Here is a 24,423-nt window from a genome sequence, read left to right as displayed (position 1 = left end):
CCGTCCCGCACAGTTGACGCTCGCCGGGCTTGACGGTTAACGTCACCGCCATGCAGCGCAACCTCGTCCTCGTACTTCCCAGGCGCGTCGACGCCTAGGCAGTTCGAGCTTGCGTCGACGCGCGACCCTCGTCCTACCCGTCCGGGTTGGCGAGGGTTTTTTCGTGCCCGGACCGTGCACCCTTAACCACGAGGCAGAAGATGACCAGCGCAACCTCGCGACCGGCTCCCGGCGAGTCGTCGTCGCCCCGCCCTGGACCCCGCCCGAAACCGGCCCCGCCGAGCGGCGCCCCGGTCCGCGTGACCGGCGCCCAGTCGCTCGTCCGCTCGCTCGAAGCGGTCGGCTGCGAGGTGGTCTTCGGCATCCCCGGCGGCACGATCCTGCCTGCTTACGACCCGCTCCTGGACTCCACCAAGGTGCGCCACGTGCTCGTCCGCCACGAGCAGGGCGCGGGGCACGCCGCGACCGGCTACGCCCAGGCCACCGGCAAGGTCGGCGTCTGCATGGCGACCTCGGGCCCCGGCGCGACGAACCTGGTCACGCCGCTGGCCGACGCCAACATGGACTCCGTCCCGGTGGTCGCCATCACCGGCCAGCAGTCCCGCCCGCTGATCGGCACCGACGCGTTCCAGGAAGCGGACATCTGCGGCATCACGATGCCGATCACCAAGCACAACTTCCTGGTCACCGACGCCGCCGACATCCCGCGCGCGATCGCGGAGGCGTTCCACCTGGCGTCCACCGGCCGCCCCGGCCCCGTCCTGGTGGACATCCCCAAGGACGTGCTCCAGGAGATGACCTCGTACTCCTGGCCGCCGGAGCTGCGCCTGCCCGGCTACCGGCCGACCACCCGGCCGCACGGCAAGCAGGTGCGCGAGGCCGCGAAGCTGATCGCCGCGGCCCGCAGGCCCGTCCTCTACGTCGGCGGTGGCGTCATCAAGGCCGAGGCGTCGAACGAGCTGATGGCGCTCGCGGAGTCCACCGGCATCCCGGTGGTCACCACGCTGATGGCGCGCGGCGCGTTCCCCGACTCGCACCCGCAGCACCTGGGGATGCCGGGGATGCACGGCACGGTCTCCGCGGTCGCCGCCATGCAGGCGTCCGACCTGCTGATCGCGCTGGGCGCGCGGTTCGACGACCGGGTCACCGGCCAGCTGTCCACGTTCGCGCCGGACGCGCAGGTCGTGCACGCCGACATCGACCCGGCCGAGATCTCCAAGAACCGCCGTGCGGACGTGCCGATCGTGGGCGACTGCAAGGAGATCATCAGCGACCTGGTCGAGGCCGTCCGGGTGGAGAAGGAGAACGCCGCCCGCGAGGTCGACCTGGCCCCGTGGTGGGAGCAGCTCGACGCGTGGCGCGAGACGTTCCCGGTGGGCTACGACTGGCCCGACGACGGCACGCTGTCCCCGCAGTACGTGATCGAGCGGATCGGCGTGCTGACCCCGCCGGACACCCTGTTCACGGCGGGTGTCGGCCAGCACCAGATGTGGGCCGCGCAGTTCGTGAAGTACGAGTCCCCGCGCACCTGGATCAACTCGGGCGGCCTGGGCACGATGGGCTTCGCGGTGCCCGCCGCGATGGGCGCGAAGGCGGGCGTGCCGGGCGTCCAGGTGTGGGCCATCGACGGCGACGGCTGCTTCCAGATGACCAACCAGGAGCTGGCCACCTGCGCCATCGAGGGCCTCCCGATCAAGGTCGCCGTGATCAACAACGGCAACCTGGGCATGGTCCGGCAGTGGCAGACCCTGTTCTACGGCGAGCGGTACTCCAACACCGACCTGGGCACGCACAAGCACCGCATCCCCGACTTCAAGATGCTGGCCGAGGCCATGGGCTGCGCCGGGCTGCGCGCCGAGTCGAGGGACCAGGTCGACGCGGTGATCGAGCAGGCCATGGGAATCAACGACCGGCCGGTGGTCATCGACTTCGTGGTCGGCAAGGACGCCCAGGTGTGGCCCATGGTCGCGGCGGGCACCGGCAACAGCGAGATCATGGCCGCGCGGGGCATCCGCCCGCTGTTCGACGAAGCCGACGTCTAGGACTGATGATGACGAAGCACACCCTCAGCGTCCTGGTCGAGGACAAGCCCGGTGTCCTGGCCCGCGTGGCGGGCCTGTTCTCCCGACGCGGCTTCAACATCGAGTCGCTCGCCGTCGGCCGCACCGAGCACCCCGACATCTCCCGGATGACCATCGTCGTGGCGGTGGAGGAACTGCCGCTGGAGCAGGTCACCAAGCAGCTCAACAAGCTCATCAACGTCATCAAGATCGTCGAGCTGGAGCCCGCGGCCTCGGTGCAGCGGCAGCTCCTGCTCGTCAAGGTGCGCGCCGACGCGACGGTGCGCAGCCAGGTCCTCGAAACGGTGCAGCTGTTCCGCGCGAAGGTCGTCGACGTCTCCCCGGAGGCGGTCACCGTCGAGGCCACCGGCACGTCTGACAAGCTCGACGCGCTGTTGCGGATGCTGGAGCCCTACGGGCTCCGCGAGATCGTCCAGTCCGGCATGGTCGCCATCGGCCGTGGCGCCCGTTCCATCACCGCGACCGCGGTGCGCTGAAACCCGCTGTAGGAAAGGGAGTACCAACCAGTGAGCGTCGAGATCTTCTACGACGACGATGCCGACCTGAGCATCATCCAGGGGCGCAAGGTCGCGGTCATCGGCTACGGCAGCCAGGGTCACGCGCACGCGCTGAGCCTGCGCGACTCGGGCGTGGACGTGCGGATCGGCCTCCGCGAGGGCTCGAAGTCCGCGGCCAAGGCCGAGGAGGAGGGCCTGCGGGTCCTGACCAACGCCGAGGCGGCGGCCGAGGCCGACGTGATCATGGTCCTGGCGCCCGACACCGCGCAGCGGCACATCTACGCGCAGGACATCGCGCCGAACCTGAAGGACGGCGACGCGCTGTTCTTCGGCCACGGCTTCAACATCCGCTACGGCCTGATCGAGGCGCCGTCCAACGTGGACGTGGCCATGGTCGCGCCGAAGGGCCCCGGGCACCTGGTGCGGCGGCAGTTCGTGGACGGCAAGGGCGTGCCCGCGCTGATCGCGATCGAGCAGGACGCGACCGGCAACGCCCAGGCGCTCGCCCTGGCCTACGCCAAGGGCATCGGCGGCACGCGGGCGGGCGTCATCAAGACGACGTTCAAGGAGGAGACCGAGACCGACCTGTTCGGTGAGCAGGCGGTGCTCTGCGGTGGCGCGTCGGCGCTGGTGCAGGCCGGTTTCGAGGTGCTGACCGAGGCGGGCTACGCGCCCGAGGTGGCCTACTTCGAGTGCCTCCACGAGCTGAAGCTCATCGTCGACCTCATGTACGAGGGCGGCGTCGCCCGGATGCGCTACTCGATCTCCGACACCGCGGAGTACGGCGACCTGACCCGCGGCCCGCGCGTCATCACGCCCGCGGTGAAGGAGGAGATGCGCAAGATCCTGGCCGAGATCCAGGACGGCACCTTCGCCACCGAGTGGGTGAACGAGGACGACGCCGGCCGCGGCAACTACAAGAAGTTGCAGCAGGAGGGCGAGCAGCACCCGATCGAGGAGGTCGGCAAGAAGCTGCGCGGCCTCATGTCGTGGGTGGACCGGCCCATCACCGAAACGGCCTAGTACCTGCGTTTTCCGGCGGCCCGCGGTGTTCACCGGCACCGCGGGCTCCGGTATACCTAGGCCCCATGACCGACAGTGCGCCGATCTACGACGACAAGGCCCACGTCCGGGGCAACCTCGACCTCGCCGGTGTCACGTGGATCCGCAGCGACGAGGGCGCGGAGCAGGAGGAGGAGCACGTCGAGATCGCGTTCGTCGAGCACACCGACGGCGTGACCTACACGGCGATGCGCAACTCCGCCCACCCCGAGGGCCCGGTGCTGGTCTTCACCCCGGCCGAGTGGGAGGCGTTCATCCTCGGCGTCAAGGACGGCGAGTTCGACGAGCCCTGGGACGACTGATCCCGGTGCGCGAACGTTGAACTCGGGGGTCGCGAACGTACGACACGGTGGTCCTGAACGTACGACTCGCGCACGTGTCGAACACTCGCGCCGCGCGAGTCGTACGTTCAGATCGGGCGTGTCGTACGTTCGGGGTACGCGAGTTGAGCGTTCGGGACCGGGTGGTTGGGCCGGGTGCGGTGGTGGGACGGTCGAACGGGACGCGCGTACCGTATTCCAGCAGGTGAAACGGGGGCACCCGCCGTTCTGGTCGGCGGGGTCGCTGACTATGCTCGTTAACAACCCGGACACATTGCCGTGGCCGGCCGGCGCGGGTGACGACCTGCAACCACGGCAACGACGGCCCCCGCGCTCACCACCCGACCAGACCGCTGGGAGCGACGTTCCGTGACCAAGCCCGTTGTCCTGATCGCCGAGAAGCTCGCACCGTCCGTTCTCGACGTCTTCGGCGAAGACATCGAGGTGCGCCACGTCGACGGCACCGACCGTCCCGCGCTGCTCGCCGCCGTCGCCGTCGCCGACGCCCTCCTGGTCCGCTCCGCCACCAAGGTGGACGCCGAGGTGCTCAAGGCGACCACCAGGCTCAAGGTCGTCGCCCGCGCGGGCGTGGGCCTGGACAACGTCGAGGTGCCCGCCGCCACCGAGCGCGGCGTGATGGTCGTCAACGCGCCGACCTCCAACATCGTCAGCGCCGCGGAGCACGCCGTCGCCCTGCTGCTGGCCACGGCCCGCCAGATCCCGGCGGCCCACGCCACGCTCCAGGACCACCAGTGGAAGCGCGGCAAGTTCAACGGCGTCGAGGTCAACGGCAAGACCGTCGGTGTGGTGGGCCTGGGCAAGATCGGCCAGCTGTTCGCCGCCCGCATCGCCGCTTTCGGCACCACGGTCATCGCCTACGACCCGTACGTGTCGGCGGCCCGCGCCGCGCAGCTCGGCATCGAGCTGGTCACGCTGGAGGAGCTGCTGGAGCGCTCCGACTTCGTCTCGATCCACCTGCCGAAGACCCCGGAGACCAAGGGCCTGATCGGCGCCGAGCAGCTGGCCAAGGCCAAGCGCGGCGTCATCATCGTCAACGCCGCGCGCGGCGGGCTGATCGACGAGGAGGCGCTGGCCGAGGCGGTCAAGGAGGGCCAGGTCGGCGGCGCGGGCATCGACGTGTTCTCCACCGAGCCCACCACCGAGAGCCCGCTGTTCGGCGTCCCGAACGTGGTCGTCACCCCGCACCTGGGCGCGTCGACCACCGAGGCGCAGGACCGCGCGGGCACGGACGTGGCCCGCTCGGTGCTGCTCGCCCTGGCCGGCGACTTCGTGCCGGACGCGGTGAACGTGCAGGGCGGCGGCGTGGTCGGCGAGGAGGTCCGCCCGTACCTGCCGCTGGCGCAGAAGCTGGGCACGGTCGTCGCGGCGCTGTCCGCGAAGGCCCCGACCAGCGTCACGGTCGAGGTGCGCGGCGAACTGTCCAACGAGGACGTGGCGGTGCTGCCGCTGGCCGCGCTGCGCGGCGTATTCTCCAGCGTGGTCGAGGAGCAGGTCACCTTCGTCAACGCGCCGGCGCTGGCCGGGTCGCTGGGCGTGCAGGTGGACCTGGTCAAGGAGCCGGAGAGCGCGAACCACCGCAGCCTGGTCACGGTGCGCGCGGTGCAGGCGGACGGCGCGGTCATCACCGTCTCGGGCACGCTCGCGGGCCTCGACCAGGTGCAGAAGCTGGTCGGCGTCAACGGCCGCGGCTTCGACCTGCGCGCCGAGGGCAACGTGCTGCTGCTGGAGTACCCGGACCGGCCGGGCGTGATGGGCACCGTCGGCACCCTGCTGGGCGAGGCGGGCGTGAACGTCGAGGCCGCGCAGATCAGCCAGACCAAGGACGGCCAGGACGCGTTCATGCTGCTGCGGGTGGACCGCCCGGTGGACTCCGCGGTGCTCGACCCGATCGGCGCGGCGGTCGGCGCCCGCACGGTGCGCTCGGTCGACTTCGACTGATTTGCAGGCCGTATTTCCCCGAACGGACTAACGCCGCCGGGACCTGCGATGTATATCGTCGCAGGTCCCGGCGGCGTGACAGTTGACCGTTGATTGTCAAATCTGTGGGTGCCGTCACTCGTTCGGTCTAATTGTTCGACACGATCGAGGGATTAGGTTCCCTCCCACGAGGTTGACCCGGTGCCGTAGAGGGCACGGCACCACGCGGGTAGCTGTCCCCCCTGAAAACGTCGCGACGCTGCCCGCCCGGTCGTATCCGACCTCGGTTGGGGCACGTTGTGAGCCGATCTCGCGTTTTCGCCAGATCAGCCGTACCGCTGTTCGCCACGATCCTCCTCGTGGCGTCCACCGGCACGGCGCTGGCCGCGGATGATCCGCTGGCGCCGTCCGTCGCCGCCGCGCGCGGCCTGGACGCCGGCAAGTTGCAGTTGAAGGTCTCCGAGCGGCTCTCCACCGCCGGGGGCCGGGTGACCGCGTTCGTCGAGCTGGAGGCCAAGCCCGCCGTCGACGCCTACGCGGAGAAGACCGGCCAGGGCGCGAGCAAGCAGCAGGCCAAGGACGCCGCCAAGGCGACCAGGAACGACACCGGCAAGGTCGTGGACCGCGTGGTCGGCGACCTCAAGGGCAAGGACCGCGCCACCAAGGAGCTGTACCGGACCGCCAACGGCGTGCCCGGCGTGGTCGTCCAGGCCGACGCGGCCAAGGTGCGGGAGCTGGCGCAGCGCGCGGACGTGAAGTCCATCCGCACCGTGGTGCCCAAGAGCCGCCAGAACTCCAGCGCCGTGCAGCTGACCAACACGCTCAAGGCGTGGCAGCAGTACGGCAAGCTCGGTGACGACACCCGCGTCGGCATCATCGACACGGGCATCGACTACACCCACAGCGACTTCGCGGGCCCCGGCACCATCGAGGCGTTCGAGGCCATCGACGAGACCGAGGTCGACGCGTCGTACTTCCCGACCGCCAAGGTCGTCGGCGGCTACGACTTCGTCGGCAACGCCTACGACGGCGGCAGCGACGACCCGGCGCTCAACACCCCGAAGCCGGACCCGAACCCGCTCGACTGCAACGGCCACGGCTCGCACGTCGCCGGCACCGCCGCGGGCTTCGGCGTCAACGCCGACGGCAGCACCTTCGAGGGCGACTACACCAAGCTCACCCCCGAGGCGCTGGACGCGATGCGCATCGGTCCCGGCACCGCGCCGAAGGCCCTGCTGTACGCGCTGAAGGTGTTCGGCTGCGACGGCTCCACCAACGTCACCGCGCAGGCGCTGGACTGGTCGCTCGACCCCGACGGCGACGGCGACTTCTCCGACCACCTCGACGTGGTCAACCTGTCCCTGGGCTCCGACTACGGCGCCCCGGACGACCCCGACAGCCTGTTCGTGCGCAAGCTCAACGCCTCCGGCGTGCTCACCGTCTTCTCGGCGGGCAACGGCGGCGACCTGTACGACATCGGCGGCTCGCCGGGCAGCACCCCCGAGGCCCTGACCGTGGCCAGCACCCGCGACGCGTACGTGCTGCGCGACGCGGTCGAGGTGACCGCCCCGGCGAACCTGGCCGGCCCGAAGCCCGGCCAGTACAGCCAGAGCTTCAACCTGGAGGGCGTGAGCACCACCGGCCAGGTCGTGAAGCTGAGCGACCCGGCCAACCTCGACGGCTGCCTGCCGTTCTCGGCCGCCGACCGGGCCGCCGTGGCGGGCAAGGTCGCGTGGCTGGAGTGGGACGACAACGACGCCACGCGCCGGTGCGGCTCGGCCGGCCGCAGCAACAACGCCTCCAACGCCGGTGCGATCGGCGCGCTGTTCACCTCGCAGCTGGAGCACTTCAACGCCGGCATCGCGGGCAACGCCCTGATCCCGGTCCTCCAGCTGACCGGCACGGCCACCGCGCAGCTGCGCCCGGCCGTGAACGCGGGCACCCTGGCCGTCCGCTTCGGCGGCGACCTGGCGACCTCGCTGCCGACCTACGACCCGTCGATCAGCGACACGCCCAGCTCGTTCACCTCGCGCGGCGTGCGCGGCCCGGTCGTGAAGCCGGACGTCGCGGCCCCCGGTGACACCATCACCTCGGCGCTGGTCGGCTCGGGCAGCAAGTCGTTCGTCAACTCCGGCACCTCGATGGCCGCCCCGCACGTGGCCGGCATCGCGGCGCTGGTGCGCCAGGTCCACCCGGACTGGACGCCGGCCGAGGTCAAGGCCGCGGTGATGAACTCCGCGGGCTCCGACGTGAAGGCCGACGGCGAGACCTACGCCCCCAACCGCGTCGGCTCCGGCCGCGTGGACGGCAAGGCCGCGGTCGAGAACCAGGTGCTGGCCTTCGTCGAGGACGCCCCGGGCGCGGTCTCCGCGTCGTTCGGCGTGGTCGAGGCGGCCAAGCCGGTGTCGCTGACCAAGACCATCAAGGTGGTCAACAAGTCCACCCGGTTCGTGGACTACACCGTGGGCTACGAGGCCCTGACCCAGATGCCGGGCGTGCGCTACGAGCTGTCGGCGAACACCGTCCGGGTGTCCCCGCGCGGCGTCGCCCGGGTCAAGGTCACGCTGAAGATCGACGACCCGAAGGCGCTGCGCAAGACCGTCGACCCGACGATCGAGCCGCTGCACCTGGACGTGCCGCGCCAGTTCCTGGCCGACGCGTCGGGCCGCGTGGTGCTCACCCCGAAGTCGGGCTCCTCGGTCGCGCTGCGCGTGCCGGTGTACTCGGCGCCGAAGCCGGCGGCCGACATCAACGCGCCGAGCAGCGTCAAGGCCAACGGCCAGGGCCAGGCGGTGCTGAACCTGACCGGTCGGGGCCTCAACCAGGGCGCCTACCAGTCGCTGGTCAGCGCGCTGGAGCTCCAGGCGTCCTCGCCGAGGCTGCCGGAGTGCCGCCGCAACGTCACCACCAACTGCACGCTCAACGACACGGCCAAGGGCGGTGACCTGCGCTACGTCGGCGCCGCGTCCACCGCGCCGCTGGCCAGGGCGCAGGGCAACCCGGAGGAGGCGCTGCTCGCGTTCGGCGTCGCCACCTGGAGCAACTGGTACAACCTGGGCAGCAACACGGTGCCGTTCGTCGACATCGACACCGACGGCGACGGCGCGTTCGACTACGAGGTCTTCGCGACCAAGCTGACCGACACCGACCTGCTGGTCGCCAGCACGGTGGACCTGAACACGGGCGCCACGGTCGACATCCAGGGCGTCAACGGCCAGTTCGGCGACGTCGACACCAACGTGTTCGACACGAACGTGGTGGTCCTGCCGGTGCTGCTCTCGGCGCTGGGCATCGACGCCTCGGCGGACACCTCGCGGATCTCGTACCAGGTGGGCGTGGCCGGGTTCTACCTGGCGCCGGGCGCCGGCGACGGCCTCGTGGACTCGATCCCGAGCCCGCTGTCGTTCGACCCGCTCAAGCCGGGCCTGTGGGTGCAGGGCGGCGGCGACGCCGCGCTGTCCTACCAGGCGCGCCCCGGCACCGCGCTGGTGGTCAACCGCGACGCCGCGGCGCTGGCCGCCGACGGCGCGGACAGCCTGCTCCTGCTGCACCACCACAACGCGACGGGCGACCGCGCCGACGTGGTGAAGGTGAAGGGGAAGACGGGCAACCGCTCGGCGGACTGATCCCGGTGGGCTGATCGACGTTCCACGCTCTGGCCGGTCGGGGGTTGCCCCGGCTGGCCAGAGCCTTTTAAGCGCATCGGGCGACACCCGTTCGGGGGCCTTGAACCGTTCGGGTGTCCCGCAGTCCGGGAGAGATCGCCCCGTAGGTGTGTTCCGAGTGCGTTTTCACGCTCCGCGCCCGGTAGCCTTTCGCATTGAGAACTAGTCCCGCGACATGGGACTGATACCTGGGAGGTGTGTGGATGCGGCTCGCAGTGATCCCAGGGGACGGGATCGGGCCCGAGGTCATCGCCGAGGCCCTGAAGGTGCTCGGTGAGGTCGTTCCCGCGGCCGAGATCACCCGCTACGACCTCGGTGCGGCGCGCTGGCACGCCACAGGTGAGTTGTTGCCGGAATCGGTGCTCGGTGAGCTCCGCCAGCACGACGCGATCCTGCTCGGTGCCGTGGGCGACCCGTCCGTGCCCAGCGGCATCCTGGAACGCGGCCTGCTGCTGCGGCTCCGGTTCGAACTCGACCACCACGTGAACCTGCGCCCGGCCCGGCTGTACCCGGGTGTCCGCAGCCCGATCGCCGACCCGCCCGAGATCGACATGGTGGTCGTGCGCGAGGGCACCGAGGGGCTGTACGCGGGCAACGGCGGGCTCCTGCGCAAGGACACCCCGCACGAGATCGCGACCGAGGTGTCGATCAACACCTCGTTCGGCGTGGAGCGGGTGGTGCGCGACGCGTTCGCCAGGGCGGCCAACCGGCCGCGCAAGCACCTGACGCTGGTGCACAAGACCAACGTCCTGACCCACGCCGGCTCGCTGTGGTCGCGCGTGGTCGAGGAGGTGTCGCTCCAGCACCCGGACGTGACCGTGGCCTACCAGCACGTGGACGCGGCCACCATCCACCTGGTGACCGACCCGGGCCGCTACGACGTGATCGTCACCGACAACCTGTTCGGGGACATCCTGACCGACCTGGCGGCGGCCGTGACCGGCGGCATCGGGCTGGCGGCCTCGGGCAACCTGGACGTGACCAGGCGCAACCCGAGCATGTTCGAGCCCGTGCACGGCAGCGCGCCGGACATCGCGGGCCAGGGCATCGCCGACCCGACGGCCGCCGTGCTGTCGGTGGCGCTGATGCTCGACCACCTGGGCGAGTCGGAGGCGGCGCGCCGGATCGAGGCGTCGGTGGCCTTCGACCTGGCCACCCGCGACCACTCGTCGCCGGGCGCCACCTACGCGGTGGGCGACCGCCTGGCCGCGCTCGTGTCGTCGAACGTCCGCACGGGGGCCTGACCGCCCTCCCGGACGCGTGATCAGGGCCACCACGACACGGTCGTGGTGGCCCTTCGCGTTAGGGTCGCGAGCGTCGCCCGCGGGGGAAGTCCGGTGAGAGTCCGGCGCTGACCCGCAACGGTAAGCCGAAGTCGCCTTCGGCCAGCCCGATCACCCGCGGGCGGTGGGAAGAAGCTCCACTCCTGCCGTGGTCTGCGGGACGGATGCGCACCGGTCCGCCGCGGACCGGGGCCACCCGGTCGAGGCCACCCGCCCGAAAGGCGCCCGGTGACCCCGACGAACCCGGTGACCCCGACGAACCCGGCGAACCCGACCACCGCGGGACCGGCCTCCTCCACCACCGGCGCGTGCGCGGCCCTGGCCGTCGCGCTCGCGGTCTCGGTGGTGTGCGGCGTGGCCCTCGGCCCGGTGCCCGTGCCGTTCGACGACGTGGTCCGCTACCTGCACGCGGCCGTCACGGGCGGGGTGGTCCAGGCCGCGGAGGCGGGCCCCTACCGGATCGTGTGGGACATCCGGCTGCCCCGGGTGCTGCTGGCCGCCGTCGTGGGCGCGGGGCTGGCCGCGGTCGGCGTGGCCGTCCAGGCGGTGGTCCGCAACGCCCTGGCCGACCCGTACGTGCTGGGCATCTCCTCGGGCGCGAGCGTCGGCGCCACGGCGGTCGCCACCACCGGCCTGTTCGCCTCCCTGGGCATCTACGCCCTGTCCACCGCCGCGTTCCTGTCCGCCCTGGCCGCGACGGCGCTGGTCTACCTGGTGGCCGGCCGGGGCGGGCTGACCCCGCTGCGCCTGGTCCTCACCGGCACCGCCCTCGCCCACGGCTTCTCCGCGATCGCCATGCTGCTGGTCTTCCAGGCGCCGCGCGGCGAGGCCGCCCGCGCCGCCCTGTTCTGGCTGCTCGGCAGCCTGGGCGGGGTCACCTGGGCGTCGGTGCCGGTCGCCGCGGCCGTGGTCGTCGCCGGCACCGCCTACCTCACCACCCGCGCCCGGCACCTCAACGCCCTGGCCATGGGCGACGAGACCGCCACCACCCTCGGCGTCGACGTCGCCCGGACCCGCCGCACCCTGTTCCTGGTCACCGCCGCCATGACCGGCGTGCTGGTCGCGGTCAGCGGCGCGGTCGGGTTCGTCGGCCTGGTGCTGCCCCACCTGGTCCGCCTGCTGGTCGGCGCGGACCACCGCCGGGTGCTCGCCGTGGCCCCGCTCGCCGGCGCCTGCTTCCTGATCTGGGTCGACGTCGCCGCCCGCCTGCTCGCCGCGCCCGAGGAGCTGCCGCTGGGCGTCATCACCGCCGCCCTGGGCGTGCCGTGCTTCGTGCTCCTGCTGCGCCGCCGCGGCTACGTGTTCGGGGGCCGCTGATGGAGGTCCGGATCGAGGGGCTGGCCGTCGACGGCATCCTGCGCGGCGTCGACCTGACCGCCGGCACGGGCGAGGTGCACGGCATCGTCGGCCCCAACGGCAGCGGCAAGTCCACCACGCTGCGCTGCGCCTACCGGGCGCTCAAACCGCACGGGGGAGTGGTCCGCCTCGACGGCCGCGACATCACCACCACCCGGGTCCGCGACACCGCCCGCGACCTGGCCGCGCTCACCCAGGACAGCCACGTCGAGTTCGACTTCACCGTCACCGAGGTCGTCGCCATGGGCCGGCTGCCCCACGGCGCGGGCCCCGACGACGAGGCCATCGTGCGCGAGTCCCTGACCAGGGTGGACGCGGCCCACCTCGCGCACCGCGGCTTCCTCACCCTCTCCGGCGGCGAGCGGCAGCGCGTGCTCATCGCCCGCGCCCTGACCCAGCGGCCCAGGGTGCTGGTGCTCGACGAGCCGACCAACCACCTGGACATCAGCCACCAGCTGGCCGTGCTCGCCCTGGTCCGCCGCCTGGGCGTCACCGTCCTGGCCGTGCTGCACGACCTCAACCTCGCCGCCGCCCACTGCGACCGCCTGCACGTGCTCGACCGCGGCCGGGTCGCGCACAGCGGCACGCCCGCCGAGGTGCTCACCCCCGAGGTGCTGGCCGAGGTCTTCCGCGTGCGCGCCCACGTCGTCCCGCACCCCACCACCGGGGTGCCACAACTGCTGTTCGACCACCAGGAGGCCACCCCGTGCTGAGAACGCTCATCGCGCTCGCCGCGGTCCTGTCCACGACGGCGTGCGGCGCGCGGGTCGTCGCCGAACCGCCGGGCGCGGGCACCACGACCGTCACGAACTGCGGCCGGGAGGTCGAGTACGCGACACCCTCCCGGGTCGTCACCAACGACACCGGCATCACCGAGCTGATGTTCGCGCTCGGGCTGGCCGACCGGATGGCCGGCTACACCATCTCCTCCTCCGCCAAGACCGGCGACGTGGCGTCCTCGCCCTGGCGGGCCGACTTCGAGCGCGTGCCGCACCTGGGCGAGAAGATCACCAAGGAGCTGGTCCAGGGCGCGGGCGCGGACCTCGTGTTCGCGGGCTGGAACTACGGCTTCTCCGAGAGCACCGGGCTCACCCCGGACTCGCTGGGGCAGCTCGGCATCGCCACCTACCAGCTCACCGAGGCGTGCCGCAACGGCGTGGCGAAGCAGCGCGGCATCATGCCGCCCCTGGAGGCCCTCTACACCGACCTGGGCAACCTCGGTCGGATCTTCGGCGTCGAGGACCGGGCCGAACGGCTGATCACCGGCTACCGCGAGCAGGTGGCCGAGGCCCAGCGGCTGGTCACCGGGAAGAGCCCGAGGGTGTTCCTCTACGACAGCGGGCTGGACCAGCCGTTCACCTCCGGCCGCAACGCCGCGCCGCAGGACATCATCGAGAAGGCGGGCGGCGAGAACGTCTTCGGCGACCTCGACGACAGCTGGACCACGGTCGGGTGGGAGGCCGTGGTCGCCCGCGCGCCGGAGGTCATCCTGATCAACGACTACGCCGACGGGGACGCGAGCACCCCCGAGCAGAAGCGGGCCTTCCTGGAGTTCTACGAACCGCTCAAGGACGTGCCCGCCATCAGGGACAAGAGGTTCTTCGTGCTGCCCTACGCGGCACTGGTCGAATCGCCGCGCAACCCGGCCGCCGTCGAGGCGTTCGCCCGGTTCCTGGCCGGTGCCTGACACCCATCATGTGGGACAACCCGTCCGTGGCATGGTCAGCGCGGACGGGTTGTGGCACGATCGCCGGCGTGGCTCTCCACACCGTGGTCATTATTGCCCAGCGCGTCGGGTAAGTGCTCCTCGAAGCACCCGGCGCGCCGACCTCTCGCATCCTGCGGGGGGTCTTTTTGTTTTCCGCGATCCCCTAGGAGCCCCCTCGTGACCCCCCTCGGCGACAGTTTCCACGTCTACGACACGACCCTGCGGGACGGTGCCCAGCGCGAGGGCATCTCCTACTCGGTCACCGACAAGCTGGCCGTGGCCAGGCTGCTCGACTCGCTGGGCGTGGGTTTCATCGAGGGCGGTTGGCCGGGCGCGCTGCCCAAGGACACCGAGTTCTTCGCCCGCGCCGCCGCGGGTGACCTCACGCTCAAGCACGCGCAGCTCGTCGCCTTCGGCTCCACCCGCAAGGCGGGCGTGGTGGTGACGGAGGACCCGCAGGTCAGGGCCCTGCTGGACAGCCAGGCGCCGGTGGTGACGCTGGTCGCCAAGTCCGACCGCCGGCACATCGAGCGGGCACTGCGCACCGACGTGGCGGAGAACTGCGCCATGGTCCGGGAGACCGTCCGGTTCCTGGTCGACGAGGGCCGCCGCGTCTTCGTCGACGCCGAGCACTTCTTCGACGGCCACGCCTTCGACCCGGACACCTCGCTGCGGGTGCTGGAGTCCGCTGTGGAGGGTGGCGCGGACGTGGTCGTGCTCTGCGACACCAACGGCGGTCAGCTGCCCCTGGGCCTGGCCGAGACCGTCGCCGACGTCGTCGCCCGCACGGGCTTCCGCGTCGGCATCCACTGCCAGGACGACACGTCCTGCGCGGTGGCCAACACCCTCGCCGCGGTGCAGGCGGGCGCCACCCACGTCCAGTGCACCGCCAACGGCTACGGCGAGCGGGCCGGCAACGCCGACCTGTTCGCCGTGGTGGGGAACCTCGTGACCAAGCTCGGCCTCCAGGTGCTACCGCACGAGTCGCTGGCCGAGCTCACCCGCGTCTCCCACGCCCTCGCCGAGATCGCGAACATCGCACCCGACTCCCACCAGGCGTACGTCGGGTCGTCGGCCTTCGCCCACAAGGCGGGCCTGCACGCGAGCGCGATCAAGGTCGACCCGGAGCTGTACAACCACATCGACCCGGGGACCGTCGGCAACGACATGCGGGTGCTGGTCACCGAGATGGCGGGTCGGGCCAGCCTGGAGCTCAAGGGACGCGAGCTCGGGATCGACCTGACCCGCCGACCCGATGCCCTGACCAGCGCCGTGCGCAAGGTCAAGGAGCTGGAGGCGGCCGGCTGGTCGTTCGAGGCCGCCGACGCCTCCCTGGAGCTGCTGCTCAAGGCGGAGCTGTCCGAACTGGACGACGCCCCGTTCGAGCTGGAGTCCTACCGGGTGGTGCTCGACCACCGCCAGGACGGCGTCATCGTGTCCGAGGCCACGGTCAAGGTGCACGTGGCGGGCGAGCGGGTGATCGCCACCGCCGAGGGCAACGGGCCGGTGCACGCGCTGGACGCCGCGCTGCGGAAGGCGCTGCTGCCCCACCTGTCCTGGCTGGACGCGGTGGAGCTCAACGACTACAAGGTCCGCATCCTCCCCGGGACCCGCCACAACTCGGCCGAGCACGGCACCGACGCCGTCACCCGCGTGCTCGTGGAGTCCACCGACGGCGAGCGCGAGTGGACCACCGTGGGCGTGCACGGCAACATCGTCGAGGCCAGCTGGCTCGCCCTGTGCGACGCGCTGGCGCACAAGGCGACGCGGGTCAGCCCGTCACGAGCGTGAACCCCTCGGCGGCCAGGACCTGCCGCAGCGGCTGGAAGTAGCTCACGCCCCCGGTCGAGCAGTTCCCGCTGCCGCCCAGGAGGTGGCCCTGCGCCTGGGAGCCGGCGAACACCGGGCTCCACAGCTCGCCGGGCTCGGTGCACAGGGTGGTCCGGGTCAGCCCGGAGACCGACCCCTCCGGGTAGTGCACCGTCACGTTCCTGGCCTGGACGGTGCCGCACCGCAGCCCGACGGTTCGGCCGACCGTGCACACCGCCGCACCGACGGGGGATTCGGCGGCGCCCGTGATGACCCCGGAGCCACCGGCGATGGTCGGCCGCTGGACCCACGCGGTGGTGTTGGTGATCCGCACCACCGCGTAGGTCGAGCGGACGGCCACGATCGGGCCGACGTCGACGCCGCCGGGGCCGCGCACGACCGTGCCGAGGGGGCCGCAGTTCAGCGGCACCAGCAGGTACCCGCGGACGTTGAAGCCGTTGACGCACCGGTACGCGGAGAACGTGGTGAGTGGGGTGCCCGCTTCCAGGGGCACGGGGGCGGCGGCCGCGGGGGTGGCCGTGCCCAGCAGCAGGACGAGGGCGAGGAACAGGGTTCGCATCCCTCGACGCTAGGCACGCCCGGTGCCGTTTCCAGCCGCCGGTTAGGGTGAACTCCGTGCGCATCGCCCGTATCGCCCAGCCAGACGGCCTCGCCTTCGCCGCCATCGAGGGGGACGGCGACGACCTGACCGCGGTCGAGATCGCCGAGGACCCCTTCGCGAACCCGACGTTCACCGGCCGCCGCTGGCCGCTGGCCGACGTCCGCCTGCTGGCCCCCTTCCTGCCGCCCAAGATCATCGGGATCGGCCGCAACTACGCCGAGCACGCCGCCGAGATGGGCAACGAGATCCCGGCCGAACCCCTCATGTTCCTCAAGCCGAACACCGCGGTGATCGGCCCGAACGCCGAGATCAAGCTGCCCGCGGCGTCCGGGCGGGTCGACTTCGAGGGCGAGCTGGCCGTCGTGGTCGGCGTCGGCGGCCGGGACATCCCCGCCTCCCGCGCCCGGCAGTCGGTCCTGGGCTACACGATCGCCAACGACGTGACCGCGCGGGACCTCCAGAAGAGCGATGGGCAGTGGACGCGGGCCAAGGGCTTCGACACGTTCTGCCCGCTGGGCCCGTGGGTGGAGACCGAGTTCGACCCCTCCGACGTGGCGATCCGCACCGAGGTGGACGGGGTGGTGAAGCAGGACTCGCGGACCTCCCTGCTCCTGCACGGCATCCCGGAGCTGATCGAGCACATCTCCTCGGTGATGACCCTGCGCCCGCTGGACGTGATCCTGACCGGCACGCCCGCCGGCGTCTGCCCGCTGTCCGCCGGGCAGACCGTCTCGGTGACGGTGGAGGGCCTGGGCACGCTCACCAACGCGGTGGGCCACCGCTGATCGCCGTGGGCGGTGGGCCACCGCTGATCGCCGTGGGCGGTGGGCCACCGCTGATCGCCGTGGGCGGTGGGCCACCGCCGATCGCCGGACGGGGGAGACCCCGTCAGCTCCGCTCGATCCGCTCGGGCGCGCGCCGGGCGAACCCCGGCGCGTGCTCGGGCAGCGGCCCGATCGCCACCAGGTAGGCGGGCACCACCTGCAACCGGGGGAAGCGCCGCATCAGCCGGACGGGCAGCGGCACGTCCCCCCGGGCCACGCCGGAGGTCCCCGCCAGGGTCGGCGCCAGGAACGAGTCCTGGATGCGCCGCTGGACGGCCTGCACCACCGCGGTCGGGAACCACCGGCGCCGCCGCACCCCCGCCAGCACCCGCGGCGTCAGCTCGCCGCGCCGCAGCGGCCCGGCCACGATGCGCGCGGCGGCCACCGCGTCCTGCACGGCCAGGTTGATGCCCACCCCGCCGATGGGCGACATGGCGTGCGCCGCGTCCCCGATGCACAGCAGGCCGTCGGTGTGCCAGCGCGGCAGCCGGTCGAGCCGGACGTCCAGCAGCTTCACCTCGTCCATCGACCCGATCGCGCCCACCCGGTCGGCCAGCCACGGCACCAGCGCCACCAGCCGCCGCCGGAACGCCTCCACGCCCTCCTCGCGCAGCACCCGGTCGGTGCCCTTGCGGATCAGGAAGGCGGTCTGGAAGTAGTCGCCCCGGTCGATCAGCACCAGGCCGCTGCCCCCGCTGAACCGCCCGGTGGCGTTCGCCACGTCGCCGGGCCGGCGCGGCAGGCGGAACCACCACACGTCCATGGGCGAGCCGAACGAGCGCGCCGCCGGCAGGCCGGCCCGGTCGCGCACCCCCGAGTACCGGCCGTCGGCCGCCACGACCAGGTCGGCCGCCAGCTCGCCGGTCTCCCCGGCCGCGGTGCGGTAGCGGACCCCGGTCACCCGGCCGCCGTCCCGCACCAGGTCGACCACCTCGGTGCTCATCCGCAGCGAGAAGGTCGGCTCGCGCCTGCCCGCGTCGGCCAGCAGGTCCAGGAAGTCCCACTGCGGCACGATCGCGATGTGCTTGTGCGGCCCCGGCAGCCGCGTCATGTCGCCCATCGTCTGCACGCCGCTGTCCAGCTGCACCTGCACCCGTTCGAGCCGCTGGTGCGGCACCTCGGCGAACGACGGCCCCAGGCCCAGCTCGTCCAGCAGCGTCAACGTGGACGCGTGCACCGTGTCGCCGCGGAAGTCCCGCAGGAAATCACCGTGCTTCTCCAGCACCGTCACCTCGACACCGGCCCTGGCCAGCAGCAACGCGCACACCATGCCCGCCGGTCCACCGCCGGCGACGACCACGCCCGTCCGCTCCACCATTCCCCCTCCTCTTTTCAACGCCAGTTGAATAACTTCAGGATGCTCCCGGGGAACGCGTTGGTCAAGGCGGATAGGCTGATCGGGTCATGAGCGCATCAGCAGCCACCCCAGAGGTGGGCACCCCAGAGGTGGGCACCCCAGAGGCAGCCACCCCAGAGGTCCGCGTCCGGTTCTCCCCGTCGCCGACCGGCACGCCCCACGTGGGGCTCATCCGCACCGCCCTGTTCAACTGGGCGTACGCCCGGCACGTGGGCGGCAAGGTGGTGTTCCGCATCGAGGACACCGACGCGGCCCGTGATTCCGAGGAGTCGTACCTCTCGCTGCTGGAGGCCATGCGCTGGCTCGGCCTCGACTGGGACGAGGGCCCCGAGGTCGGCGGCCCGCACGCGCCGTACCGGCAGAGCCTGCGGCGCGAGCTGTACGACGACGTGGCCCGGCGCCTGTTCGAGGCGGGCGAGCTGTACGAGTCGTTCTCCAACGCCGAGGAGATCGAGGCGCGCCGCCGGGCCGCCGGGCAGGACCCGAAGCTCGGCTACGACGGCCACGACCGCGACCTGACCGACGAGCGGAAGGCCGCCTTCCGCGCCGAGGGGCGCGCCCCCGTGCTCCGGCTGCGGATGCCCGACGAGGACATCACCTGGGTCGACCTGGTGCGCGGCGAGGTCACGTTCAAGGCCGGCAGCACGCCCGACCCGGTGCTGGTGCGCGCCAACGGCGACCCGCTGTACCCGTTCGTGAACCCGGTCGACGACGCGCTGATGGGCATCACCCACGTCCTGCGCGGCGAGGACCTGCTCCCGTCGACGCCCCGCCAGATCGCCCTGTACCAGGCGCTGACCCGCATCGGCGTGACCGGTTCCACGCCGCGGTTCGGGCACCTGCCCTACGTGACGGGCGAGGGCAACAAGAAGCTCTCCAAGCGCGACCCGCAGTCGAACCTGTTCCTCTACCGCGACCGCGGCTTCCTGCCCGAGGGCCTGCTGAACTACCTGGCGCTGCTGGGCTGGTCCATCGCCGACGACCGCGACATCTTCTCGATGGCCGAGATGTTCGAGGCGTTCGAGCTGGGCCGGGTCAGCGCCAACCCGGCCCGCTTCGACCTGAAGAAGGCCGAGGCGATCAACGCCACGCACCTGCGCGCGCTGCCGGTGGAGGAGTTCGTCCGGCGCGTCCTGCCGCACCTGGTCAAGGACGGCGTGCTGCCGGCCGAGCCGACCGAGGAGCAGTTGGCGGTGCTGTCCGGGGTCGCCCCGCTGGTGCAGGAGCGGCTGGTCGTGCTGTCCGAAGCGTCCGGGATGGTCCGGTTCCTGTTCGTGCCGGAGCAGGACTTCGCGCCCGAGGAGGACTCCGCGGCCAAGGCCCTGGGCCAGGACGCGCGCCCCGTGCTGGAGGCGAGCATCAGTGCCCTGGAATCCCTTCCGGAGTGGACGGCCGCCGCGATCGAGGACGCCCTGAAGGTGTCGCTTGTGGACGGAATGGGCCTCAAGCCCCGCAAGGCGTACGCCCCGGTGCGGGTCGCCGTGACGGGCCGTACCGTCTCGCCTCCGCTGTACGAATCCCTGGAACTCGTGGGCCGGAGTCGCTCGATCGGGCGATTGCGCCGCGCGCTCGGGGCAATCTGAGTGGTGCTATCGGGGGGTTCTATGGTGCTTGACCGTGCAAGAACCCCCAGATATCACCTCTCTGGCCGACTCGCACGAGGGGTGAGCGCACCTAGCCTCACGGGGTGACAACCGCAGCCCCGACTTTCACCCCTCGGAGAACCGGCGGAATCCGGGCCGTCTGCCTCGACGTGGACGACACCCTGGTCGACTACAGCACCTCGTCCCGGGCCGCCCTGGTCGCGATGGCGGGCAACGCCGACGCGTGGACGCTGTGGCAGCGCATCACCGACGAGCACTGCGCCCGCCTCCTCGCCGGCGAGCTGGAGTACGAGTCCATGCGGAACATCCGCACGCGCGCCTTCTTCGCGGCGCTGGGCGAGGAGCTGGACCAGGACGAGGCGACCCGCCGGGAGCTGCGGCGCCAGGAGGTCCTGGCGTCGGGCTGGCGGCTGTTCCCGGACGTCGTGCCGTGCCTGGAGTGGCTGCGGGCCACCGGTCTGCCCGTGGCCGCGGTGAGCAACGCCTCGGGGCGGCACCAGCGGGCCAAGATCGCCATGCTCGGGCTGGCGCAGTACTTCGACACGGTCCTCATCGCGGGCGAGGTCGGCGCGGCCAAACCTGATCGGGTGATCTTCGACACCGCGTGCGCCGACCTGGGCGTGGACGTCGAGGACGCGGTGCACGTGGGCGACCGGCTGCACGCCGACGCGATCGGCGCCCGCGACGCCGGCCTCAAGGGCGTCTGGCTGAACCGCGAGGGCCCGCGCGAGGGCGCGCTGCCGACGGGGGTCGCGGCCATCAGCAGCCTGTCTGAGCTGCCCGAACTCCTCGTCTGCGAGCTGGCGGCCACCTCCGCGTGACCCCCGATTTCCGTTCCGCCGGGTACGTGGTCTAGTATTCTCCCCGGCGGAACGGAGAGCCCCCGGAGACGGGGAGCGAACCGGGAAACCAATGGGGTATGGTGTAATTGGCAGCACGACTGATTCTGGTTCAGTTAGTCTAGGTTCGAGTCCTGGTACCCCAGCTGCAAGGGTAGAAAAGCAAGTGCTAGACTGCCCGAGCAAGCCAGGAAAGCGGATTTTGCAAGAATCCGAAGACCTGCTAAACTGAATGAAGCGAGATACCTAGGGCCCCGTCGTCTAGCGGCCTAGGACGCCGCCCTCTCAAGGCGGTAGCGAGGGTTCGAATCCCTTCGGGGCTACAGATCTGGGAGATCCCTGTTCTGCTTTGCGGAACGGGGATCTTTCGCATTTCACACCGGGGGTCCGACCCCCGGACCCCGGGCAGGCGGGGCTTCGCCCCCCTGCACCCCCCTGCGGTGACGCGTTGGGCTTCGCCCTCGCGTCTACCGCGTTGGCTCGGCTTCGCCTTTGCATCCTGCTGGCTTCGCCTTTGCCTCGTGTGCTGGTCAGGGAAGTGCGGCACCCCCCGACCTTGGGGCGGGGGGTGCGGGTGGCGTGGTGTGTTGGGGTTAGAGGCGGGTTTGCAGGGCTTCGGCTGCGGCTAGCAAGTCGGCTGCCCAGCGGGCCCCCGGGCGGCGGCCCATGCGGTCTATGGGGCCCGAGACGGAGACGGCGGCCACTACCGTGCCGGTGCTGTCCCGGACCGGGGCGGAAACGGAAGCTACGCCTGGTTCGCGTTCTGCGACGCTTTGCGCCCAGCCTCGGCGGCGTACTTCCAACAATGTGCGTTCGCCGTATACGGCGTCGGCCAGGACTGAGCGTTGGGTGCCCGGGTCGGACCAGGCGGCCAATACCTTGGCGCCCGAGCCGGCGGTCATCGGCAAACGCGCGCCGATCGGCACCGTGTCGCGCAAACCGCTCGGGGGTTCCGCGGAGGAGACGCAGATGCGCTGCATCCCGTCGCGCCGGTAGAGCTGGACGCTCTCGCCGGTGATGTCGCGCAACCTCGGCAACACCGAGGAGGCCGCGTCGAGCAGCGGGTCGGTCGCGCCGCCCGCCAACTCCGCCAGTGCCGCGCCCGGACGCCAGCGGCCGTCGGAACCCCGTCGCAGCAACCGGTGCACCTCCAGGCCGACCGCCAACCGGTGCGCGGTAGCCCTCGGCAAGCCCGTCCGGTTGCACAACTCGGCGAGCCCACACGGATCCTTTGCGACGGCGTTCAAGACGGCCACTGCCTTGTCCAGCACGCCGATCCCGCTATGCTGTCCCACAAGCCGATACTAACTTCCCACTGTCTGGGAAGTCCAGATCTATCGACTGTCCAGATCTTGGGAGAGTTGCGATGAGCCGCACGCTCGCGGAGAAGGTGTGGGAAGCACACGTGGTGCGCCACGGCAGTGGCGCGGAGCCCGACCTGCTCTACATCGACCTCCACCTGCTGCACGAAGTGACCAGCCCGCAGGCGTTCGACGGCCTGCGCCTGGCCGGTCGGCCGATCCGCCGACCCGACCTCACCATCGCCACCGAGGACCACAACGTCCCCACCGTCGACATCGAGCTGCCCATCGCCGACCCGGTGTCGCGCACCCAGGTCGAGACGCTGCGCAAGAACTGCGCCGAGTTCGGCGTCCGGCTGCACCCGATGGGCGACGTCGAGCAGGGCATCGTCCACGTGGTGGGTCCGCAGCTGGGCCTGACGCAGCCCGGCATGACCGTGGTCTGCGGTGACAGCCACACCTCCACGCACGGCGCGTTCGGCGCGCTGGCGTTCGGCATCGGCACCTCCGAGGTCGAGCACGTGATGGCCACCCAGTCGCTGCCGCTGAAACCGTTCAAGACCATGGCCGTCAACATCGACGGGCGGCTCGGGCCCGGGGTCACGGCCAAGGACGTCGTCCTGGCGGTGATCGCCAAGATCGGCACCGGCGGCGGGCAGGGCTACGTCCTGGAGTACCGGGGCAGCGCGATCGAGGCGCTGTCCATGGAGGCCCGGATGACCGTGTGCAACATGTCCATCGAGGCGGGCGCCCGCGCGGGCATGATCGCGCCCGACGAGACGACGTTCGAGTACCTCCGGGGTCGCCCGCACGCGCCGTCCGGCGCCGACTGGGACGCGGCCGTCGAGTACTGGCGGACGCTGCGCACCGACGACGACGCCGAGTTCGACGCCGAGGTGCGGCTGGACGCCGACGAGCTGACGCCGTTCGTCACCTGGGGCACCAACCCCGGCCAGGGGCTGCCGCTGGGCGAGCGGGTGCCCGACCCCGGGGCGATCGCGGACGAGAACGAGCGCGTGGCCGCCGAGAAGGCGCTGGCGTACATGGGGCTGGAGCCGGGTACCCCGCTGCGCGACGTGCGGGTCGACACCGTCTTCCTCGGCTCGTGCACCAACGGCCGGATCGAGGACCTGAGGGCCGCCGCGGACGTGCTGCGCGGGCACCGGGTGGCCGACGGCGTGCGGATGCTCGTCGTGCCCGGCTCCATGCGCGTGCGCGCCCAGGCCGAGTCCGAGGGCCTGCACGAGGTGTTCCTGGAGGCGGGCGCCGAGTGGCGCCAGGCCGGTTGCTCCATGTGCCTCGGGATGAACCCGGACCAGCTCAAGCCCGGTGAGCGCAGCGCGTCCACCTCCAACCGCAACTTCGAGGGCAGGCAGGGCAAGGGTGGGCGGACCCACCTGGTCTCGCCGCTGGTGGCCGCCGCCACCGCCGTGCGTGGCACCCTGTCCTCGCCCACCGACCTGGTCTGAGGGAGATCCGAGCCGAATGGAAGCGTTCACCACCCACACCGGGGTCGGGGTGCCCCTGCGCAGGTCCAACGTGGACACCGACCAGATCATCCCCGCCGTCTACCTCAAGCGCGTCACCCGCACGGGCTTCGAGGACGGCCTGTTCGCCGCCTGGCGCGGTGACGAGCACTTCGTGCTCAACCAGGAGCCCTACCGGGCCGGCAGCGTGCTCGTCGCCGGACCCGATTTCGGCACCGGCTCGTCCCGCGAGCACGCCGTGTGGGCGCTCATGGATTACGGCTTCCGGGTGGTCATCTCGTCCCGGTTCGCCGACATCTTCCGGGGCAACTCGGGCAAGCAGGGGCTCGTGGCGGCCCAGTGCGAGCAGTCCGATGTCGAATTGCTCTGGAAGCTCCTGGAGAACGAGCCGGGCACCCCGGTGACCGTCGACCTGACGAAGAACACGGTTGTGGCGAAGGACTTCACCGCCCCCTTCACCGTCGACGAGTACACCCGCTGGCGGCTGCTGGAGGGATTGGACGACATCGCCCTGACGCTGCGGCACGCCGATGACATCGCCGAGTTCGAGCAGCGCAGGCAGGGGTGGCTGCCGACCACCGATCCCGTGCCCGTGAAGTGACCCGAAGGGGCCGGGTTTCCGCCTCTAGCAGCGGGAATCCGGTCCCGGCCTTTCCTCCCGGGGGCTCCG

General features: G+C 71.5%; 19 protein-coding genes, 2 tRNA genes and 1 riboswitch. Of the genes, 18 read left to right on the top strand and 3 right to left on the bottom strand.

The features are described from left to right. Positions 1–200: 200 nt before the first annotated feature. From ACFP3R_RS31905 to cimA, 11 genes are all read left to right on the top strand, one after another. On the top strand, positions 201–2,042 hold the full coding sequence (locus ACFP3R_RS31905; protein WP_380641529.1) for an acetolactate synthase large subunit: 1,842 nt from the start codon (positions 201–203) through the stop codon (positions 2,040–2,042). Positions 2,043–2,050: 8 nt separating this feature from the next. Beyond that, on the top strand, positions 2,051–2,557 hold the full coding sequence (ilvN, locus tag ACFP3R_RS31900; RefSeq protein ID WP_380641527.1) for an acetolactate synthase small subunit: 507 nt from the start codon (positions 2,051–2,053) through the stop codon (positions 2,555–2,557). Positions 2,558–2,587: 30 nt separating this feature from the next. Continuing rightward, entirely contained in the window at positions 2,588–3,601 is a 1,014-nt protein-coding gene (ilvC, locus tag ACFP3R_RS31895; protein WP_380641525.1) for a ketol-acid reductoisomerase, read from the top strand. Between the two features lie 65 nt (positions 3,602–3,666). Next, entirely contained in the window at positions 3,667–3,942 is a 276-nt protein-coding gene (locus tag ACFP3R_RS31890; protein WP_380641523.1) for a DUF397 domain-containing protein, read from the top strand. A 387-nt stretch (positions 3,943–4,329) separates the two neighbouring features. Then, positions 4,330–5,919 (top strand): phosphoglycerate dehydrogenase, encoded by a 1,590-nt coding sequence (gene serA / locus ACFP3R_RS31885; protein ID WP_380641521.1) that lies wholly within the window; start codon positions 4,330–4,332, stop codon positions 5,917–5,919. 278 nt (positions 5,920–6,197) lie between these two features. Then, positions 6,198–9,524, top strand: a complete 3,327-nt coding sequence (locus ACFP3R_RS31880) for a S8 family peptidase (protein ID WP_380641519.1) — start codon at positions 6,198–6,200, stop codon at positions 9,522–9,524. A gap of 242 nt (positions 9,525–9,766) precedes the next feature. Then, positions 9,767–10,807: a 3-isopropylmalate dehydrogenase gene (locus ACFP3R_RS31875; protein ID WP_380641517.1), complete on the top strand. Its 1,041-nt coding sequence runs from the start codon at positions 9,767–9,769 to the stop codon at positions 10,805–10,807. Between the two features lie 40 nt (positions 10,808–10,847). After that, a riboswitch (cobalamin riboswitch) is annotated at positions 10,848–10,983 on the top strand. A gap of 91 nt (positions 10,984–11,074) precedes the next feature. Continuing rightward, complete coding sequence (locus ACFP3R_RS31870; protein ID WP_380641515.1) at positions 11,075–12,163, top strand: FecCD family ABC transporter permease; 1,089 nt, start codon at positions 11,075–11,077, stop codon at positions 12,161–12,163. Then, positions 12,163–12,915 (top strand): ABC transporter ATP-binding protein, encoded by a 753-nt coding sequence (locus ACFP3R_RS31865; protein ID WP_380641513.1) that lies wholly within the window; start codon positions 12,163–12,165, stop codon positions 12,913–12,915. The genes ACFP3R_RS31870 and ACFP3R_RS31865 overlap by 1 nt, the downstream gene beginning before the upstream one ends. Beyond that, a complete protein-coding gene (locus tag ACFP3R_RS31860; RefSeq protein ID WP_380641511.1) occupies positions 12,909–13,889 on the top strand; it encodes an ABC transporter substrate-binding protein in 981 nt (326 codons plus the stop codon). The genes ACFP3R_RS31865 and ACFP3R_RS31860 overlap by 7 nt, the downstream gene beginning before the upstream one ends. A 198-nt stretch (positions 13,890–14,087) precedes the next feature. Then, a complete protein-coding gene (gene cimA, locus ACFP3R_RS31855; protein ID WP_380641509.1) occupies positions 14,088–15,701 on the top strand; it encodes a citramalate synthase in 1,614 nt (537 codons plus the stop codon). Here the strand turns inward: cimA and ACFP3R_RS31850 are convergent. After that, the gene (locus tag ACFP3R_RS31850; RefSeq protein ID WP_380641507.1) at positions 15,682–16,299 is read right to left on the bottom strand and encodes a S1 family peptidase; all 618 of its coding nucleotides are present in this window, start codon (positions 16,297–16,299) and stop codon (positions 15,682–15,684) included. The genes cimA and ACFP3R_RS31850 overlap by 20 nt on opposite strands. A 56-nt stretch (positions 16,300–16,355) precedes the next feature. On the opposite strand from ACFP3R_RS31850, the gene ACFP3R_RS31845 reads away from it, so the two are divergent. Beyond that, the gene (locus ACFP3R_RS31845; protein ID WP_380641505.1) at positions 16,356–17,126 is read left to right on the top strand and encodes a fumarylacetoacetate hydrolase family protein; all 771 of its coding nucleotides are present in this window, start codon (positions 16,356–16,358) and stop codon (positions 17,124–17,126) included. Between the two features lie 103 nt (positions 17,127–17,229). Here the strand turns inward: ACFP3R_RS31845 and ACFP3R_RS31840 are convergent, their stop codons facing one another. Next, the gene (locus tag ACFP3R_RS31840) at positions 17,230–18,483 is read right to left on the bottom strand and encodes an FAD-dependent oxidoreductase (protein WP_380641503.1); all 1,254 of its coding nucleotides are present in this window, start codon (positions 18,481–18,483) and stop codon (positions 17,230–17,232) included. A gap of 86 nt (positions 18,484–18,569) precedes the next feature. On the opposite strand from ACFP3R_RS31840, the gene gltX reads away from it, so the two are divergent. The 4 genes from gltX to ACFP3R_RS31820 all read left to right on the top strand — a co-directional run bounded on the left by gltX (position 18,570) and on the right by ACFP3R_RS31820 (position 21,288). Continuing rightward, positions 18,570–20,105 carry a glutamate--tRNA ligase gene (gene gltX, locus ACFP3R_RS31835; protein ID WP_380641501.1) on the top strand — a complete coding sequence of 512 codons (1,536 nt, stop codon included), beginning with the start codon at positions 18,570–18,572 and terminating at the stop codon, positions 20,103–20,105. 104 nt (positions 20,106–20,209) lie between these two features. Next, complete coding sequence (locus tag ACFP3R_RS31830) at positions 20,210–20,947, top strand: HAD family hydrolase (protein ID WP_380641499.1); 738 nt, start codon at positions 20,210–20,212, stop codon at positions 20,945–20,947. Between the two features lie 92 nt (positions 20,948–21,039). Further along, positions 21,040–21,111: transfer RNA gene (locus tag ACFP3R_RS31825), tRNA-Gln, on the top strand. Positions 21,112–21,215: 104 nt separating this feature from the next. After that, a tRNA-Glu gene (locus tag ACFP3R_RS31820) sits at positions 21,216–21,288 on the top strand. Positions 21,289–21,558: 270 nt separating this feature from the next. On the opposite strand, the gene ACFP3R_RS31815 is transcribed toward ACFP3R_RS31820, so the two are convergent. Continuing rightward, positions 21,559–22,260: an IclR family transcriptional regulator gene (locus tag ACFP3R_RS31815; protein ID WP_380641497.1), complete on the bottom strand. Its 702-nt coding sequence runs from the start codon at positions 22,258–22,260 to the stop codon at positions 21,559–21,561. 71 nt (positions 22,261–22,331) lie between these two features. On the opposite strand from ACFP3R_RS31815, the gene leuC reads away from it, so the two are divergent. Together leuC and leuD are read left to right on the top strand one after the other, a co-directional pair. Further along, entirely contained in the window at positions 22,332–23,735 is a 1,404-nt protein-coding gene (gene leuC / locus ACFP3R_RS31810; RefSeq protein WP_380641495.1) for a 3-isopropylmalate dehydratase large subunit, read from the top strand. A gap of 16 nt (positions 23,736–23,751) precedes the next feature. Then, positions 23,752–24,354 (top strand): 3-isopropylmalate dehydratase small subunit, encoded by a 603-nt coding sequence (gene leuD, locus ACFP3R_RS31805; protein WP_380641493.1) that lies wholly within the window; start codon positions 23,752–23,754, stop codon positions 24,352–24,354. Positions 24,355–24,423 lie beyond the last annotated feature (69 nt).

The organism is Saccharothrix lopnurensis, assembly GCF_042658445.1.
Lineage (GTDB): Bacteria > Actinomycetota > Actinomycetes > Mycobacteriales > Pseudonocardiaceae > Actinosynnema > Actinosynnema lopnurensis.
This window is presented reverse-complemented; position numbering and strand designations above follow the sequence as displayed.